This is a genomic window from Robertmurraya sp. DFI.2.37, assembly GCF_029211245.1.
In the GTDB taxonomy this organism is placed as follows: domain Bacteria; phylum Bacillota; class Bacilli; order Bacillales; family Cytobacillaceae; genus Robertmurraya; species Robertmurraya methanolica_A.
The window spans coordinates 1-17,096 of the sequence record NZ_JARGEJ010000051.1 but is presented as its reverse complement, the minus strand read 5'-3'; the positions used below and the strand labels follow the sequence as shown (position 1 = coordinate 17,096).

14 protein-coding genes are annotated in these 17,096 nt (G+C 39.0%); all 14 read left to right on the top strand.

Going from position 1 to position 17,096, the window contains the following annotated elements; all coding sequences use genetic code 11:
* Positions 1 to 146 precede the first annotated feature (146 nt).
* The 14 genes from PZE06_RS20155 (at position 147) to PZE06_RS20090 (ending at position 16,819) form a co-directional block, all read left to right on the top strand.
* Positions 147 to 1,085, top strand: a complete 939-nt coding sequence (locus PZE06_RS20155; protein WP_150917032.1) for a polysaccharide deacetylase family protein — start codon at positions 147 to 149, stop codon at positions 1,083 to 1,085.
* Positions 1,086 to 1,302: 217 nt separating this feature from the next.
* A complete protein-coding gene (locus PZE06_RS20150; protein WP_150917034.1) occupies positions 1,303 to 2,538 on the top strand; it encodes a M16 family metallopeptidase in 1,236 nt (411 codons plus the stop codon).
* Between the two features lie 164 nt (positions 2,539 to 2,702).
* Positions 2,703 to 2,957 (top strand): YlmC/YmxH family sporulation protein, encoded by a 255-nt coding sequence (locus PZE06_RS20145; protein WP_150917036.1) that lies wholly within the window; start codon positions 2,703 to 2,705, stop codon positions 2,955 to 2,957.
* A gap of 800 nt (positions 2,958 to 3,757) precedes the next feature.
* On the top strand, positions 3,758 to 4,651 hold the full coding sequence (dpaA, locus tag PZE06_RS20140; RefSeq protein ID WP_150917038.1) for a dipicolinic acid synthetase subunit A: 894 nt from the start codon (positions 3,758 to 3,760) through the stop codon (positions 4,649 to 4,651).
* A 5-nt stretch (positions 4,652 to 4,656) separates the two neighbouring features.
* Positions 4,657 to 5,253, top strand: a complete 597-nt coding sequence (dpaB, locus tag PZE06_RS20135) for a dipicolinate synthase subunit B (protein ID WP_150917040.1) — start codon at positions 4,657 to 4,659, stop codon at positions 5,251 to 5,253.
* A 393-nt stretch (positions 5,254 to 5,646) separates the two neighbouring features.
* Positions 5,647 to 6,696, top strand: a complete 1,050-nt coding sequence (gene asd, locus PZE06_RS20130) for an aspartate-semialdehyde dehydrogenase (protein ID WP_150917042.1) — start codon at positions 5,647 to 5,649, stop codon at positions 6,694 to 6,696.
* A gap of 77 nt (positions 6,697 to 6,773) precedes the next feature.
* Positions 6,774 to 8,015 (top strand): aspartate kinase, encoded by a 1,242-nt coding sequence (gene dapG / locus PZE06_RS20125; RefSeq protein WP_150917044.1) that lies wholly within the window; start codon positions 6,774 to 6,776, stop codon positions 8,013 to 8,015.
* 67 nt (positions 8,016 to 8,082) lie between these two features.
* The gene (gene dapA / locus PZE06_RS20120; protein WP_150917046.1) at positions 8,083 to 8,955 is read left to right on the top strand and encodes a 4-hydroxy-tetrahydrodipicolinate synthase; all 873 of its coding nucleotides are present in this window, start codon (positions 8,083 to 8,085) and stop codon (positions 8,953 to 8,955) included.
* 363 nt (positions 8,956 to 9,318) lie between these two features.
* Positions 9,319 to 10,986, top strand: coding sequence for a ribonuclease J (locus PZE06_RS20115; RefSeq protein WP_150917048.1), 1,668 nt, complete (start codon positions 9,319 to 9,321; stop codon positions 10,984 to 10,986).
* Between the two features lie 301 nt (positions 10,987 to 11,287).
* Positions 11,288 to 12,037, top strand: coding sequence for a ClpP family protease (locus PZE06_RS20110; protein WP_150917050.1), 750 nt, complete (start codon positions 11,288 to 11,290; stop codon positions 12,035 to 12,037).
* Positions 12,034 to 12,246 carry a YlzJ-like family protein gene (locus PZE06_RS20105; RefSeq protein ID WP_150917052.1) on the top strand — a complete coding sequence of 71 codons (213 nt, stop codon included), beginning with the start codon at positions 12,034 to 12,036 and terminating at the stop codon, positions 12,244 to 12,246. Before PZE06_RS20110 ends, PZE06_RS20105 begins: the two co-directional genes overlap by 4 nt.
* Positions 12,247 to 12,366: 120 nt before the next feature.
* Complete coding sequence (locus tag PZE06_RS20100) at positions 12,367 to 14,706, top strand: DNA translocase FtsK (RefSeq protein WP_150917054.1); 2,340 nt, start codon at positions 12,367 to 12,369, stop codon at positions 14,704 to 14,706.
* 222 nt (positions 14,707 to 14,928) lie between these two features.
* Positions 14,929 to 15,654, top strand: coding sequence for a GntR family transcriptional regulator (locus tag PZE06_RS20095; protein ID WP_150917056.1), 726 nt, complete (start codon positions 14,929 to 14,931; stop codon positions 15,652 to 15,654).
* A gap of 55 nt (positions 15,655 to 15,709) precedes the next feature.
* Entirely contained in the window at positions 15,710 to 16,819 is a 1,110-nt protein-coding gene (locus PZE06_RS20090) for a BMP family lipoprotein (RefSeq protein ID WP_150917058.1), read from the top strand.
* Positions 16,820 to 17,096: the final 277 nt, after the last annotated feature.

The window sequence follows — 17,096 nt, the reverse complement described above, 5'->3', positions numbered from 1 at the left end:
TTAAGAAACAAGTGCTCCTATGCTTCGAAAAAGTCAGGGGATGCCCTGGCTTTTTGTGTCTCTTTAGTACTAGAAGTGGGTTTTCTGCAAACCTAGTTCTACCTTGTCCCCCTTCCTCATAATTTGTAAGGAAGGAGGCATATAGGATGAAAAAGCTGATTTTTATTGCTATGATTGTTTTACTCGGTGTCCTTATTGTGAATAATTCATTAACAGTACAATATTTGGCGAAGTTAAAAGGAGATAGCACATTCGTCAGTAAAAAAGTTGACCCTTTATATGAAGAGATTCGTTCTAAGGAAAAAGATTACGAACTTGCACCTATAGATGCGAAGATTGACCCAGTCTGGAAAGCAGTTCCGGGCATTAATGGTTTAAAGGTTGATGTTGACGCTTCTTTTGAGAAAATGAAGAAAGATGGGAAATTTAAAAAGGAAAAGCTTGTATTTACACAAGTTGAACCAAATGTCCACCTCCGTGATCTACCGCCAAATCCAATTTATAAAGGCAATCCAGAAAAGCCAATGGTTAGCTTTATTATTAATGTAGCATGGGGCAATGAATATCTTTCCCCTATTCTTGCAACTTTGAAAAAACATAATGTTCACGTTACCTTTTTTTTAGAGGGAAGATGGGTGAAAAATCATCCGGAATTAGCCAAAATGATTTCCTCAGCAGGGCATGAGGTTGGAAATCATTCCTATACACATCCCGATATGAAGCGAATTTCCGCGGGAATGATTAGACAGGAGATTCAAAAAACAAATGAAGTGATTGAAGCAACGACTGAAAAACTTCCTTTATGGTTAGCGCCTCCTAGTGGAAGTTATCGCGATGAAGTAGTGAAAATTGCTGCTGAAGAAAAGCTGGGAACTGTCTTGTGGAGTGTCGATACGATCGATTGGCAAAAACCAACACCTGAGGTTCTTATCGACCGCGTTATCAGTAAAATTCATAACGGGGCAATGGTGTTGATGCATCCGACCGATTCAACTGCAAAAGCACTCGATCTATTAATAACTGAAATTAAAGATAAGGATTTAGAAATTAATACTGTATCAGAGCTGCTGAGTGAAAGACGGTAAGACTTTCGGATATTAGAGGGAAAAAGAGACAAGCTAAGAATAATGCTGATCTATCATAACAAAGATGAGAAGCAGTTTCGTCTTGGTCATATTTATAGAGGCTGTTATCGTAACGACCAGCATATACCACGGTTTAAGAAATAAAGTATTTTCGGCAACGGTGAAGTCATCAAACGATGTAATTTTAGCATCATGTTTTGAAACAGGAGGAATTTGCGTGATTAAGAGATATACTTGTCAAAATGGAGTAAGAATCGTACTAGAAAATATACCTACTGTTCGTTCAGTTGCTATTGGTGTCTGGATTGGAACTGGTTCACGTAATGAGAATCCGGAAAACAATGGAATTTCTCATTTTCTTGAGCATATGTTTTTTAAAGGAACTAAGACGAGATCGGCGCGTGAAATAGCCGAATCATTTGATAGTATCGGCGGCCAGGTTAATGCCTTCACATCAAAAGAATATACTTGCTACTATGCAAAGGTTCTGGACAATCATGCGAATTTTGCTCTTGAAGTACTTGCTGATATGTTTTTCAATTCAACCTTTGATGAAGAAGAGTTGAAAAAAGAAAAGAATGTTGTTTATGAAGAAATCAAGATGTATGAGGATACACCCGATGATATTGTTCATGATTTGTTAAGTAAAGCTGTCTATGAAAATCATCCGTTAGGCTATCCAATTTTAGGTACCGAGGAGACATTGGCATCTTTTACTGGTGAAACATTAAAAGAATATATGCATAATACATACACTCCGGAAAATGTCGTGATTTCCATTGCTGGAAATATTACTGAATCGTTTATTTCTGATGTAGAAAAACATTTTGGGAGCTATGAAGGTGGGAATCAGGAACAGCCTGATGGAAAGCCTATGTTCCATATGAACCATATGGCACGGAAAAAGGAAACGGAACAGGCCCATCTATGCATTGGGTTTGAAGGGCTACAAGTAGGGCATGAAGACATTTATAATTTGATCGTTTTAAATAATGTTCTTGGCGGGAGCATGAGTTCAAGATTATTCCAAGATGTCCGTGAACGAAAAGGGCTTGCATATTCTGTATTCTCATATCATTCTTCCTTCCACGATAGCGGAATTGTGACGATTTATGGAGGCACGGGTGCTAAGCAGTTAGATGTGTTGTTTGATACGATCAATGAAACACTTGCTAATTTAAAAAGTGAAGGGATTACAGAAAAAGAGCTAAACAACTGTAAAGAGCAGTTAAAAGGGAGCTTAATGTTAAGTTTAGAAAGTACGAACAGCCGTATGAGCCGCAATGGAAAAAATGAGCTCCTGTTAAAACGCCATCGTACCCTTGATGAAATTGTTCATGAGATTGATCAGGTTTCTAAGGAAGGCGTTGACAAGCTCGCCAATACAATTTTCACAAATGCATTTTCAGTTTCTCTCATAAGCCCAGAGGGAGAGTTACCAAAGAATATTTAACGTCTTGCAACCTGCTTTTCGGCAGGTTGTTTTTTTTGTAGAATGACAAGATCGACCGCAAATTTCCAATTTGGCAAAATGTAAATAATTTAGGTCGAGCTTATTCTAAATTCTGTTATGTATTGATACATATATAAGGAGTGATGGAAACGGAGGGGAATGAATTGAGGCTTAGTGAATTAAGTGGGAAGGAAATAGTCGATGTTAAAAAGGCAGAACGCCTAGGTGTTTTGGGGCAAACTGATTTAGAAATCGACGAGAATAGTGGCCAAATTAGGGCTTTGCTGATTCCGTCGTTAAAATGGTTTGGCTTTAAAAGACAAGGCGGAGAAGTTCGAGTACCTTGGCGTCATATTAAAAAAATCGGTAATGATATGATCATTATTGATGTACCAAATAACGATTTAGATGAGGATTGAAGCAAATAGTTTTTTGCACCAATCCTTTCTTTTTTGAAATAAGTTAGGTTAGACCAAATTGTTGCCCATGTCCATATTGGTGTATTTTAGCTTTGACGCGGGTGAAATAAGGGAAAAAAATTCTTGTATACATACCTTAAACTATTTCACAATAGACAAAAATTCATTATATGTGAAGAGTAAACGAATGTGACCATACGAGTGGTGGAGTAGGAAAAAGCGCTTTTTGGACTATAAGGAATAGGCTCGGAGTCAAGGAGAGAAGAATGTCGTGTCAAAAAATTATGACAGAGAGGAGAGTACAGTGTAGAGGAGTTTATTCGATTAAGCAGTGCGAATACAAAGGGATTGATTTAGAATAGAGCGAGCATTTGGACAAGCAGAGCAGTGTTTACATTTTATCCAAGTCAGAGTGGTCGTTCAGTATAAAAGACGCAAAAATTGGTTTTTTATGAAATTAGCACAATCCTATAGCATCGCATAAAAAAGTAGTGATAACTGGGGAAATATTGCAGGCGAAATGTTTAGTTCCGGTTATAGGGTAAGGTATGGGACGAGGAAAAACTCTGCTAAGCATTAACAGAAGCCTGTTATCCAATGGTTAAAACCTCCGTTCCTTAGCTTTTATTCTAGAGCTCTTGACCAATTTCAGAAGAGATTTAGTGGGATAACTCACCGATTCTTTCTTTTATTCATAAGATGTTGGAGTAGTTGATATTTTAAAAAAACGATAAATCAAAATGAGTTTATTAACTTATATTCTTGCCTTAGGATTTCAAAAAAAGAAGGTGAATTGTTTTATGCTGACAGGATTGCATTTAGCAGTCATCGGTGGAGACGCAAGACAGTTGGAGATTATCCGTAGATTAACTGAGCTTGATGCAAAACTCTCACTAATAGGCTTCGAGCAGCTTGATCACGCTTTTTCGGGAGCGGTAAAGGAGAAGATAGATGAAGTTGACTTTTCCATCGTCGATACCATTATTCTTCCGGTAGCTGGAACAGGTTTAGACGGTCAGGTTGACACCATTTTTTCCAATGAAAAGGTATTTTTGTCCGAGGAGATATTGCTGGAAACACCATCACATTGCACAGTTTATTCAGGAATCACCAATTCCTATTTAAGCGGGATCACTAAAAAAGCGGATCGCCGCCTTGTTCAGCTTTTTCAAAGAGATGACGTTGCTATATATAATTCGATCCCGACGGTTGAAGGTACAATTATGATGGCTATTCATCATACAGATTTCACGATTCATGGTTCAAATGTGCTTGTTCTAGGTCTTGGTAGAGTTGGAATGACCGTAGCTAGAACTTTTGATGCCTTAGGTGCCTATGTAAAGGTGGGAGCTAGAAAAACAGAGCATATTGCAAGAATAACAGAAATGTCACTTACTCCTTTTCAATTAAAAAATCTCGAAGAACATGTAAGAGATGTTGATATATGTATAAATACAATTCCTCATATGATCGTAACAGCTTCAGTGATATCGAAAATGCCACCGCACACATTGATTATTGATTTGGCTTCAAAGCCTGGAGGAACTGATTTTCGTTATGCAGAAAAAAGAGGAATTAAAGCATTGTTAGCACCTAGCTTGCCCGGCATCGTTGCACCTAGGACAGCAGGGCAAATATTGGCGAACGTACTGTCAAGAGTGTTGCAAGAGGACTTACAATCACGAAAGGGGTAAGGAACATGAGTGTTAATGGTAAGAGGATTGGTTTTGGGCTAACTGGTTCCCACTGTACGTACGATGAAGTTTTTCCAGAAATAGAAAAACTCGTTCATGCAGGGGCAGAAGTTTTGCCAGTTGTAACCCATACCGTCAAAAATACTGATACACGTTTTGGAAAAGGGGAAGATTGGATTGAACGGATTGAAGAATTAACTGGAAATAAAGTTATTGATACCATTGTAAAAGCAGAGCCGTTAGGTCCCAAAATTCCTCTTGATTGTATGGTGATTGCTCCATTAACTGGAAATTCGCTTAGTAAATTTGCAAATGCAATGACTGACTCTCCTGTATTAATGGCCGCAAAAGCCACTTTGCGAAACCGTAAGCCAGTCGTTTTAGGAATTTCAACCAATGATGCTCTCGGGTTAAACGGTGTTAATTTAATGAGATTGATGGCTACAAAAAATATATATTTTATTCCATATGGTCAAGATGATCCGATTAAAAAGCCGAATTCGTTAGTGGCAAGAATGTCTTTATTACTGGACACGGTGGAAGCAGCGATGAACGGAGAGCAGATCCAACCAGTACTTGTTGAGCGTTATAAAGATCAATAGTTTTTACTAAAAATGGCGGTATGCGGAATCCCTTTATCAGCAGAAGAGATGGGGATTAAAGATTTTTAAGAGAGCCATATTTGATGAAAAATCTCTTCCGTTGCCGCTAAAAATATGAATGGATATTTCTCTTCAAAGAGACAAAATTTTATTTCATTAAAGTATGAATATGTTAAAATAGATCATATTATGATGTAATATTTAATAGTTAAGCCTCTTTTTTATTGTCAATCATGAAGTTTATAACGAATTCTATAAAATGAATCGGTTTTATATTTATTACATTATGATAATGAAACTAATTTTATAGAAGGTAAATGAAATTTAGCTTCTATTTTAGTCTAGCCAACAATTCATATTTTGAAAAGAAATAGATGGGAAGGGGAAACAATTATGACAGAAAGAAAAGCATTTCATGTAGCAGTAGTTGGAGCAACGGGAGCGGTTGGGCAACAAATGCTAAAAACTCTTGAAGAACGGAATTTTCCAATTTCGAAGTTGACATTGCTGTCCTCACCACGTTCTGCTGGGAAGGCAGTGGTTTTTAAAGGACAAGAATATATCGTTCAAGAAGCAAAACCTGAAAGTTTTGAAAATGTTGATATTGCTCTTTTCAGTGCTGGAGGTAGTGTTTCCAAGGAACTTGCCCCAGAAGCGGTAAAAAGGGGAGCGATAGTGGTCGATAACACGAGTGCTTTTAGAATGGATGAAAATACGCCGCTTGTTGTTCCAGAAGTAAACGAGTCCGATTTGCATCAACACAATGGGATCATTGCTAATCCAAACTGTTCTACCATTCAGATGGTGGTTGCTTTACAGCCAATACTTGAATCGTTCGGTTTAAAAAAGGTGATCGTCTCCACTTATCAAGCTGTTTCTGGTTCTGGTGCTCAGGCTGTTGAAGAACTTTATGAGCAAACAAAGGCAATTATTGAGAAGGAAGACTTCGAACCTAAGATTTTACCAGTAAAATCGGATAAGAAGCATTATCAAATTGCTTTCAATGCCATTCCGCAAATTGATAAGTTTGAGGACAACGGCTACACTTTTGAAGAAATGAAAATGATTAATGAAACGAAAAAGATAATGCATTTACCTGAATTAAAGGTTGCGGCCACATGCGTAAGATTACCTGTCGCTACAGGTCATTCTGAGTCTCTTTATTTTGAGGTAGAGAAAGCTGGGGTAACACCTGAAGACATTAAAGCTTTATTGCAGGATGCTCCTGGTGTTGTTTTACAAGACGATCCACAGAATCAAATTTACCCAATGCCGGCTGACTGCGTCGGTAAAAACGATGTTTTTGTTGGGCGGATTCGCAGAGATTTAGATGAAGAAAAAGGCTTTCATATGTGGGTTGTGTCGGATAATCTGCTAAAGGGTGCTGCTTGGAATTCAGTTCAGATCGCTGAAAGTTTAATTAAAATCGGACTAGTTAAATAAGTTTTCGGGATAGATTGCTCGCAAACAACTAAGAATGAAACTAAGAAAAGAGCCTTTCTAATAATTGAGGTGTTACGATGAAGATTATCGTTCAAAAATTCGGGGGAACTTCCGTAAGAAGTGAGGAAACGCGAGAATATGCCAAAAAACATATTCAAAAGGCACTCATAGATGGATATAAAGTAGTGGTTGTCGTCTCAGCGATGGGAAGAAGTGGAGATCCCTATGCTACGGATACACTGCTCTCATTAATTGATGGAGCAAAAACAATGGTAACAAAGCGTGAGCAGGATCTTCTTCTCTCATGCGGAGAAGTGATTTCCAGTGTTGTCTTCACAGAAATGCTGCTGAAAAACGGGATAAAGGCAACCTCTTTAACAGGGTCTCAAGCAGGATTCCGAACCAATCATGATCATACCAATGCAAAGATTGTGAAAATGGAATGCGATCGTTTGCTTGAAGAGCTGCAAAACTATGATGTCGTTGTTGTTGCTGGGTTTCAAGGAGCCGCCAAAAACGGCGATACAACGACGATTGGTCGTGGTGGCAGTGATACTTCTGCATCCGCATTAGGAGCAGCACTACAAGCTGAATGGGTCGATATTTTTACCGATGTAGAAGGAATCATGACAGCGGACCCCCGTATTGCAGAAAACGCGCGACCGCTGAGTGTTGTTACGTATAACGAAGTGTGTAACCTTGCTTATCAAGGGGCAAAGGTCATTCATCCACGCGCAGTAGAAATTGCTATGCAGGCAAAAATTCCAATCCGAATTCGTTCCACTTATTCGGACAATCCTGGAACGCTTGTGACGACGTTAAATCGCAGCAATAGAGGCAGTGATATTAATGAGCGCACGGTGACAGGGATTGCCCATGTTGCCCCTGTAACACAAATTAAGGTGTTGGCAAGAAAGGGTGAATACGACCTTCAAGCAGAAGTTTTTAAGTCGATGGCAAATGAAAAAATAAGCGTTGACTTTATCAATATCTCTCCTAACGGTGTCGTTTATACGGTAACTGATGAGATGAGTGAAAAGGCAGAAGATATTTTAAAGACGAAGGGATATGAGCCACTGCTTGAAAAAAATTGTGCTAAAGTTTCAATTGTCGGTGCTGGTATAGCTGGGGTTCCCGGTATTACAGCGAAGATTGTGACTGCCTTATCTGAAAAAGGAATAAGAATTTTACAGTCTGCCGATAGTCATACAACAATATGGGTCTTAGTTAAGCAGGATGATCTTGTCACGGCAGTCAATACACTGCATGATGCTTTTGAGCTTCAAAATGATACATTTGAATATGAGAGATTGGATTAATGTTTAATGAAGTTTCACTACTGTCGAAACTTCGAATCGTGTTAATTGTACACAAGGGAGTGTAAATATGGCTTTATTTGGTAGAGTTTCAACCGCGATGGTAACCCCTTTTGATAATAAGGGACATATTGATTTTGCCAAAACAACTCAGTTAATTAATTACTTGATTGAAAACGGAACGGACTCTCTCGTTGTTGCTGGAACAACTGGTGAATCTCCGACATTGACAAAAGAAGAAAAGATCGCTTTGTTTCAGCACGTTGTAAAAATTGTCGATAAGCGAGTTCCAGTTATTGCGGGGACAGGAAGCAATAACACATATGCTTCGATCGAGTTGACAAAAAAGGCAGAGCAGCTTGGTGTCAACGGAATTATGGTGGTTGCTCCTTATTATAATAAACCAAATCAAGAAGGTCTGTACCAGCACTTCAAAGAAATTGCTGAAGCAACAACATTGCCGGTAATGGTCTATAATATTCCAAGCCGTTCTGTAGTCAATATTTTGCCTGAAACAATCATTCGTTTAGCAGAAGTTTCCAATATTGTAGCCGTGAAAGAGGCAAGCGGAGACTTAAATGCGATGACAAAAATTATTGCTAATACGCCAGAAGACTTCCTCTTATACAGTGGTGATGATGGGATTGCACTTCCGGTTTTAGCGATTGGAGGAACTGGTGTTGTTTCAGTCGCATCTCATATCATTGGAAAAGAAATGCAAGAAATGGTGCACGCGTTTTTAAACGGGGAGCATAGACGTGCAGCTGAGCTTCATCAAGTGCTTTTACCAATGATGGAAGGTCTCTTTAAAGCACCGAGTCCCGTACCAGTCAAAACAGCTCTTCAATTAAAAGGATTAAATGTCGGCTCAGTTCGATTACCATTAGTCCCTTTAACAGAGCAAGAAAGAAATGCGCTAATTGCTTTATTAAATAAGGCTTAATGCTTTTAAAGGCCAGCTCAAACGCTGCAATTAAGCAGTGCTTGAGCTGGTTTTTTCATTGGTTTGATATTATTTATGTCAAGTGCAAGAGGTCGGACGCCTTTGTCAAGACCTTTTTATTCCTTTCTGATAAGTTAAGCGGGGGTGTTGCGACTATCGGTTTTATCATAGAATGGACACTTCATGAACGAAAGCTGTTGTGGAACAGCTTCATATGTGAGCAGTTGAAACGAATGGTTTCCCCCTTTGTTTATGATAAAGACAAATGATACGCTAAAATTGGTTGGAAAGGGTTTCAGTTTTCAAGTATAATAATGGTAACTGATCTTGGGTCGGAAACAACAAGTAGGAGGAAGTATAACATTGAACATAAGAACGAATGAAAACATCAAGATAGTAGCTCTAGGAGGAGTTGGAGAAATTGGCAAAAACATGTATGTGGTGGATGTGGACGAGGACTTATTTGTCTTAGATGCCGGTCTCATGTTTCCGGAAAATGAAATGCTCGGAATTGATATTGTCATCCCGGATATTACCTATCTCACGCAAAATAAGGAACGGATAAAAGGGATTTTTCTCTCTCATGGACATGAGGATCACATCGGGGCACTTTCCTATCTTTTACGTCAGGTGCAAGCACCGGTATACGGTACAAAGCTTACGCTTGCCCTTGCCAAAGCAAAAATGAAGGAACAGGAATATAAAGGAAAAATGAATTTTGTGGAGATACACTCAGATTCAATTATCGATCTGAATACGGTTAAAGTCTCTTTTTTCAAAACGAATCATAGCATTCCTGATTCTGTTGGTATTGCGATACATACATCAGAAGGGGCAATCGTCTATACAGGCGATTTTAAATTTGATCAGGCTGCGACCGAACTTTACAAGCCAGAAATAGGGAAAATGGCAGCTTTAGGAGAAAAAGGGGTGCTTTGCCTTTTATCAGACAGTACAGATGCTGAGAAGCCTGGTTATACACCATCAGAGGCGATTGTTGTTCGCTCGATGAAAGATGTATTTTATAACGCAAAGGGGAGAATCATTGCTGCCTCTTTTGCATCAGATTTAAATCGCATTCAGCATATTTTTGACGCTGCTTATGAAAGCAGAAGAAAAATTGTTGTAGTAGGGAAGAGTTTGCAGCAAGTATTTGATATTGCGATCGAGCTTGATTATCTTCATGTCCATCATGAATTAATCATTCCGATCGATGGAATGAAGGATTATGATGACGATGAAATTGTCATCTTAGCAACAGGGATGCAAGGAGAGCCAATTGAAGCGCTACAAAAGATGGCAAAGGGGCAGCATCGATATATAAATATTCAAGAGGGCGATACAGTTCTAATTGCTGCCTCTCCATTACGTGGCGGTGAGGTATTCATATACAAGACAATTGATATGTTGAGTCGTGCAGGTGCCAACGTTATCTCTGGAAGGCGGATGGTACATACTTCAAGTCATGGCAGCGAGGAAGAGCTTAAATTCATGATTAATATGATGAACCCGAGGTTCTTTATCCCGGTACATGGTGAATACCGCATGTTGAAGGCCCATAGTAAAATTGCGAAAGAATGCGGGATTACTGACGATCGAATTGCGATGATTGATAAAGGAGATGTTCTTGAAATAGAGGGTGATCAAGTTAAAATTGCTGGAAAAGTGACCGCTGGAAACATCTTAGTTGATGGAAGTGGAATCGGTGATGTCGGCAATATTGTTTTAAGAGATCGCAAACTTTTATCGCAGGACGGCGTTCTCATTGTTGTAGTAACCTTAAATAAGGCAGAAAAGAAAATTTCGGCAGGCCCTGAAATTATTTCACGCGGATTCGTTTATGTACGGGAATCCGAAGAGCTCATGGTCGAGTCTGTTAAACTTGTAAAAGGAGTTGTCGAAAAAAATATTAGACAAGAGTTTTTTGATTGGGCGAGTATTAAACAAGATATGCGAGATGGGCTCAACCAGTTTTTATTTGAAAAAACGAAACGAAGACCGATGATTATGCCAATTATCATGGAAGTATAGAGAGCGTCCTTATGGACCTCTCTTTTTAATTATGTGGTTTTGTTAATTGACATAATTAATGATTACCTGTAAAGCTTTGTTTTCACTCGACTTTTGCAATGCAATAAGGTCCTCCAATTCCATAGAAGGAAAGAAAATTGTGTATCCCTGCCTTCCGATAAAAAGTGATACGTCACTTAATCTCAGTTACTATCCCTTTCTAATTGCTATTCCTACTTTTTCCGCTTGTGATTTTCTGCATGAATTTGCCGTTCGGGTTCAATACTAACATTGAGTTATTGTATAGAAGGGAGAATTCCGAATGGAGCACAATAGTAAATATACAAGCGAGCAAGAGGAAGGACAGGAGCAGCCCAAAGAGGATAAGTCCTCACCTTTAATGGAAAAAATTCAACAGCTTGGGCAAACTAATGTTCCCCAGCTCTCTCAAGATTCAAAAATTCACTGTTTGACAATAGTTGGCCAAATTGAAGGTCATCTTCAATTACCACCCCAAAATAAAACAACAAAATATGAACATCTGATTCCGCAAATAGTAGCAATTGAACAAAATCCCAAAATAGAAGGGCTATTAGTCATTCTTAACACAGTTGGAGGAGATGTTGAGGCAGGTTTAGCGATTTCGGAAATGCTAGCATCACTATCAAAGCCAACTGTCTCGATCGTTCTAGGCGGCGGTCATTCCATCGGAGTTCCGATTGCTGTCTCATGTGATTATTCATTTATTGCAGAAACGGCCACTATGACGATTCATCCAATCCGTCTTACTGGCCTTGTAATTGGGGTTCCGCAAACCTTTGAGTATTTGGATAAAATGCAAGAGCGAGTAGTGAGTTTTGTGACGAGGCATTCCAACATTTCAGAAGAAAAATTTAAAAATTTAATGTTTGAAAAAGGGAATTTAACAAGAGATATCGGAACGAATGTCATAGGGACAGATGCGGTTAAGTATGGATTGATCGATGAAGTTGGTGGTATTGGTCAAGCGATGAGAAAATTGGATGAACTGATTGAAATCAATAAGAATAACAGTGAGGAGTTGATTCAATGATCTTATATACGATGATGCCTCAGGAGCTTGTTTTTCCAAGCGACAATAATGAGTTTGGGAAGCAAAAACATATAATGCATGAGGGCATTCCACTCATTGTTGAAGAGACAGGGGAACAAAGATATAGAGTTGTTCGCAATCTTAGTAGCGAGCCCAACCATTTTCTCGATCAACGCTTCAGTCCAGGTGCGATGATTTCCATCCATTAATGCCTAAGAACGATGGTATTAGAGAAAAGACTTATGGTATAATAGGTTCACCTCAAGAGAAAGCAGCCGCTTAGGCTGCTTTCGTTTTGAAAAAATAAATACAAGATTTAAGGTGATTGAATGGCAAAAAGAAAACGTAGAAGAAGCACAAAGCAAAGTACACAGTTTAAGCGAACGATCCGCTTCGAGCTTATTGGTCTAATTTTAATTGCATTAGCAGCCATTTCAATTGCAGGATTAGGAGCTGTTGGAAGGGCGATTGTATTATTTTTCCGCTTTTTCACTGGTGAATGGTTTATGTTGTGTTTGCTGGCACTCGCCGTGTTAGGTGGATATTTTATTTGGAAAAGAGAAATTCCAAACTATTTTCATCGTAGACTAGTGGGAATTTATTTAATAGTGGCCTCACTTTTACTGTTAAGCCATGTTACCTTGTTTAATAATTTGTTAAACGATGGGAAATTTGCTGATCCGAGTGTGATTAAGAATACGTGGGAGCTTTTTTGGATGGAGGTAAACGGTGAAACGAGTACGACCGATCTTGGTGGAGGGATGGTCGGAGCGATATTGTTTGCCTTGTTTTACTTTTTATTTGATGAAGCAGGCTCAAAAATTATTGCTGCTGTTCTAATTATGATTGGAATTGTACTATTAACCGGTAAAACGTTTGGAGAGGCAGCGGTTAAGATGCTCCTCTCAGTTGGGAGATTTGTTAAAAATCAATGGCAAAAATTTATAGATGATTTGAAAGCAGCGAAGGAAAAAAAAATTGCTAAAAAAGAAGCAACTCGTGCGAAGGAACACGCACGGAGAGAACAACAAAATGAGGAAGAGTTGATTGTTCCACATTCAGGTGAGCAGGTTTTAAGTGACCGGGAGGAGCAGTCCGAGCCGATCATTTCTAGCTTTGCAGAAAGAGCTTATGTACAATCTGAAGAAGAAATACATAAAGAAAATGATCTAAAAGAGATGGAGTCCGCGGAGAATGATGAAGAACAAGCTCCGACAATTACCTTTACGGAAGTCGAGAATGTCGATTATGAGCTTCCCCCAATAAAATTATTAAAGCTACCGAGACAAACGGATCAGAGCGGTGAATATGAATTGATTCATGCTAATGCGGCAAAGCTTGAAAGAACATTTCAAAGCTTTGGCGTGAAGGCGAAGGTGACACAGGTTCATTTAGGTCCTGCTGTAACAAAGTATGAAGTACATCCGGATGTTGGAGTTAAGGTTAGCAAAATTGTTAGTCTAAGTGATGATTTAGCACTGGCTTTAGCGGCAAAGGATATTCGCATTGAGGCTCCTATCCCGGGTAAATCTGCGATTGGAATTGAAGTGCCAAATTCTGAAGTGGCGATGGTTTCTTTAAGGGAAGTACTTGAATCAAAGCAAAATGATAAGCCGGACTCCAAATTAATGATTGGGTTAGGCCGTGATATTACAGGGGAAGCCGTGCTGGCAGAATTAAATAAAATGCCGCATTTGCTCGTTGCTGGAGCAACAGGTAGTGGAAAAAGTGTTTGTATAAACGGTATTATTACCAGCATCCTTATGCGTGCTAAACCTCATGAAGTGAAGCTAATGATGATCGATCCGAAAATGGTCGAACTAAATGTATATAACGGAATCCCGCATTTGCTTGCGCCAGTGGTGACAAATGCGAAAAAAGCTTCACAAGCCTTGCAAAAGGTAGTAAGTGAAATGGAACGCCGCTATGAATTGTTTTCCCATACCGGGACGAGAAACATTGAAGGATATAATGATTATGTGAAGAAACATAATGCCGAGTCCGATGCAGAACAGCCTTTACTTCCATATATCGTAGTGATTGTCGATGAGTTGGCAGACTTGATGATGGTAGCATCATCGGATGTAGAGGATGCCATTACACGTCTCGCACAAATGGCACGTGCAGCTGGTATACATCTAATTATCGCTACACAACGACCATCTGTTGATGTCATCACTGGGGTTATCAAAGCTAATATTCCATCACGAATTGCGTTTGCTGTTTCATCTACTACTGATTCCCGTACCATTTTGGATATGGGGGGTGCTGAGAAACTACTAGGAAGAGGAGATATGCTCTTTTTACCAGTTGGGGCTTCTAAACCAATACGTGTCCAAGGTGCGTTTTTATCAGATGACGAGGTTGAGGAAATTGTGGACTTTGTTATCGATCAGCAAAAAGCCCAGTATCAGGAAGAAATGATTCCAGATGATCTGCCAGAAACAACGTCTGAAGTTGAGGATGAGCTGTATAATGAAGCGGTGGAATTAATTCTTGAAATGCAAACAGCCTCAGTTTCAATGCTGCAAAGACGATTTCGTATTGGTTATACGAGAGCGGCCAGATTGATAGATGAAATGGAGCTTAGGGGGGTAGTTGGACCCTATGAAGGCAGTAAGCCTCGCGCAGTATTGATGGACAAGCCTTCAGAAGAGGCAAGTTCTTAAATGCGTTATACTATTGAAATCCCTTCCTCCATTTTGCATAGAAAGGCTCATGATGTCTATCATTGCAAGGTTTTGTAAATATTTTTGACGTAAAATTTGTAGAATCTTGTCTTTCTCTATTTATTTATGAACTGAAAAATGGTATAGTATTTTCGATTAGTAGGAATGATTATACATCAGAGGTCTGATGTCTTGGAGAAAATTGGTTGGAGGAAGTAAAGGATGTCCATCAAATCAGATAACAGACATTTATATTTACAGGTGATTGATCGGATTAAACAGGATATCGAAAAAGGGATTTACAAAGAGAAAGAGCAGTTGCCCTCTGAATTTGACTTGGCAAAGCTTTTAGGAGTAAGTCGGGCAACGCTTAGAGAGGCATTGCGAATCCTTGAAGAAGAGAATGTGATTATCCGACGCCATGGTGTGGGGACATTCGTTAATGCTAAACCTTTATTTTCTTCTGGAATTGAACAGCTTAATAGTGTAACGAATATGATTGTTCAAGTCGGAATGAAGCCAGGTACCATTTTTCTAAGCTCAGATACTCAAAGTGCAACCGAGGAGGATATCCGTCGATTTTCATGTTCTGAGGATGATGAAATTTTTGTGATGGAAAGAGTTCGAACGGCAAATGGAGAACCGGTCGTCTATTGCGTGGATCATGTACCGCATCATTATTTACCAAAAACCTTTTCACATGAGAGGGAATCACTTTTCCATGTATTAGAAGAGACTTCACAAAGAAAAATTACATACGCCATTGCCGAAATTGAACCGCTTGGATATCATGAGCGAATTTCACCAATACTAGAATGTGACCCCGAAACGGCATTGCTTGTTTTAAAGCAAATGCATTTCGACGAAAAGGATATGCCGATTCTTTACTCGGTTAATTACTTTCGAGCAGACAAGTTTAGCTTTCATGTTTTGCGAAAGAGAATTTAAGCTGAAAATGTCCTGATGTTAATCTACTAAATCAAATTTATAGGGGGTACAAACCTTGAAAAAGCGTAAATTTGGATTAGCTTTATCACTCGTACTTGCTGCAGGAACAATTTTAGGTGCTTGTGGAAACAACGAAAGTGAACAAGGCGGCGGAGATGAAGGAAATGCAAATGAAGCATCCGACTTCAAAGTAGGTCTTGTAACAGACACTGGTGGGGTAGATGATAAATCATTTAACCAATCTGCGTGGGAAGGTTTAAAGAAGTTTGGTGAAGAAGAAGGCTTAACAGAAAATGAAGGGTATCGTTACCTTCAATCAGAAAAAGAAGCTGATTATATTCCGAATTTGAGTCAATTTGCTGAAAATGGATTTGATGTTACTTTTGCAGTAGGATTTTTACTAGCTGATGCGGTTAAAGCATCTGCAGAGCAAAATGAAAACGCACATTTTGCGTTAATCGATAGTCTTTTATCAGATGAAAACGGAGAGCCAGTGTGGTTAAATAATGTTTCTAATGTTACATTTGATGAGCATAGTGGTTCATTCCTAGTTGGTGTAATCGCTGCAAAGCATACGAAATCAAAGAAACTTGGTTTTGTTGGTGGAGTTGATTCACCACTAATCAAAAAGTTTGAAAACGGCTTTAAAGCTGGTGTTAAATCAGTTGACCCTACTATTGAAATCGTTGTTCAATATGCTGGTGACTTTAACAAGCCTGAAAATGGTACAAGCATTGCTTCCACAATGTATAGTGGTGGAGTAGACATCATTTATCATGCAGCTGGTGGTACTGGTAATGGAGTATTCACTGAAGCGAAAAACCGTAAAGCAAACAATGAAGATGTATGGGTAATCGGGGTTGACCGTGACCAACATGAAGAAGGACTTCCAGAAAACGTAACATTAACTTCAATGGTTAAACGTGTTGACAATGCTGTTTATGAAATTTCTAAAATGGCATTAGAAGGTAACTTCCCTGGTGGAAAAGAAACCGTGTTCGGTCTTGCTGAAGAAGGAGTAGGAATCGCTCCAACAACGGAAAACGTAAGCCAAGAGGCACTTGATTTAGTGGAAGAATTTAAACAAAAAATCCTTGATGGGGAAATTGAAGTACCTAAAACGGATGAAGAATTTGAAGCATTCGAAGCTTCACTATCACAATAAATAAGAGATTCAATGTAAGGCTAGTGGCAACACAATCACTAGCCTTACTTTTCCGAGAAAAGGTTCTTTGGAAAGAATTAGAAGCGATGTTATTGCCTCATTTATTCTTTAGAAAAAGGCCTCAAAAGCAACATTTTAAACGTAAAAAAATGGTTCTATAATATTTGTTGGGGTTATTACACAATTACTGTGCAAAAAAAAGAGCACGATATCACCCATTCATTTATACTTGAATTGTCGAGAAACAAGTATAGAGTGGGGATACGTGCATGATGAA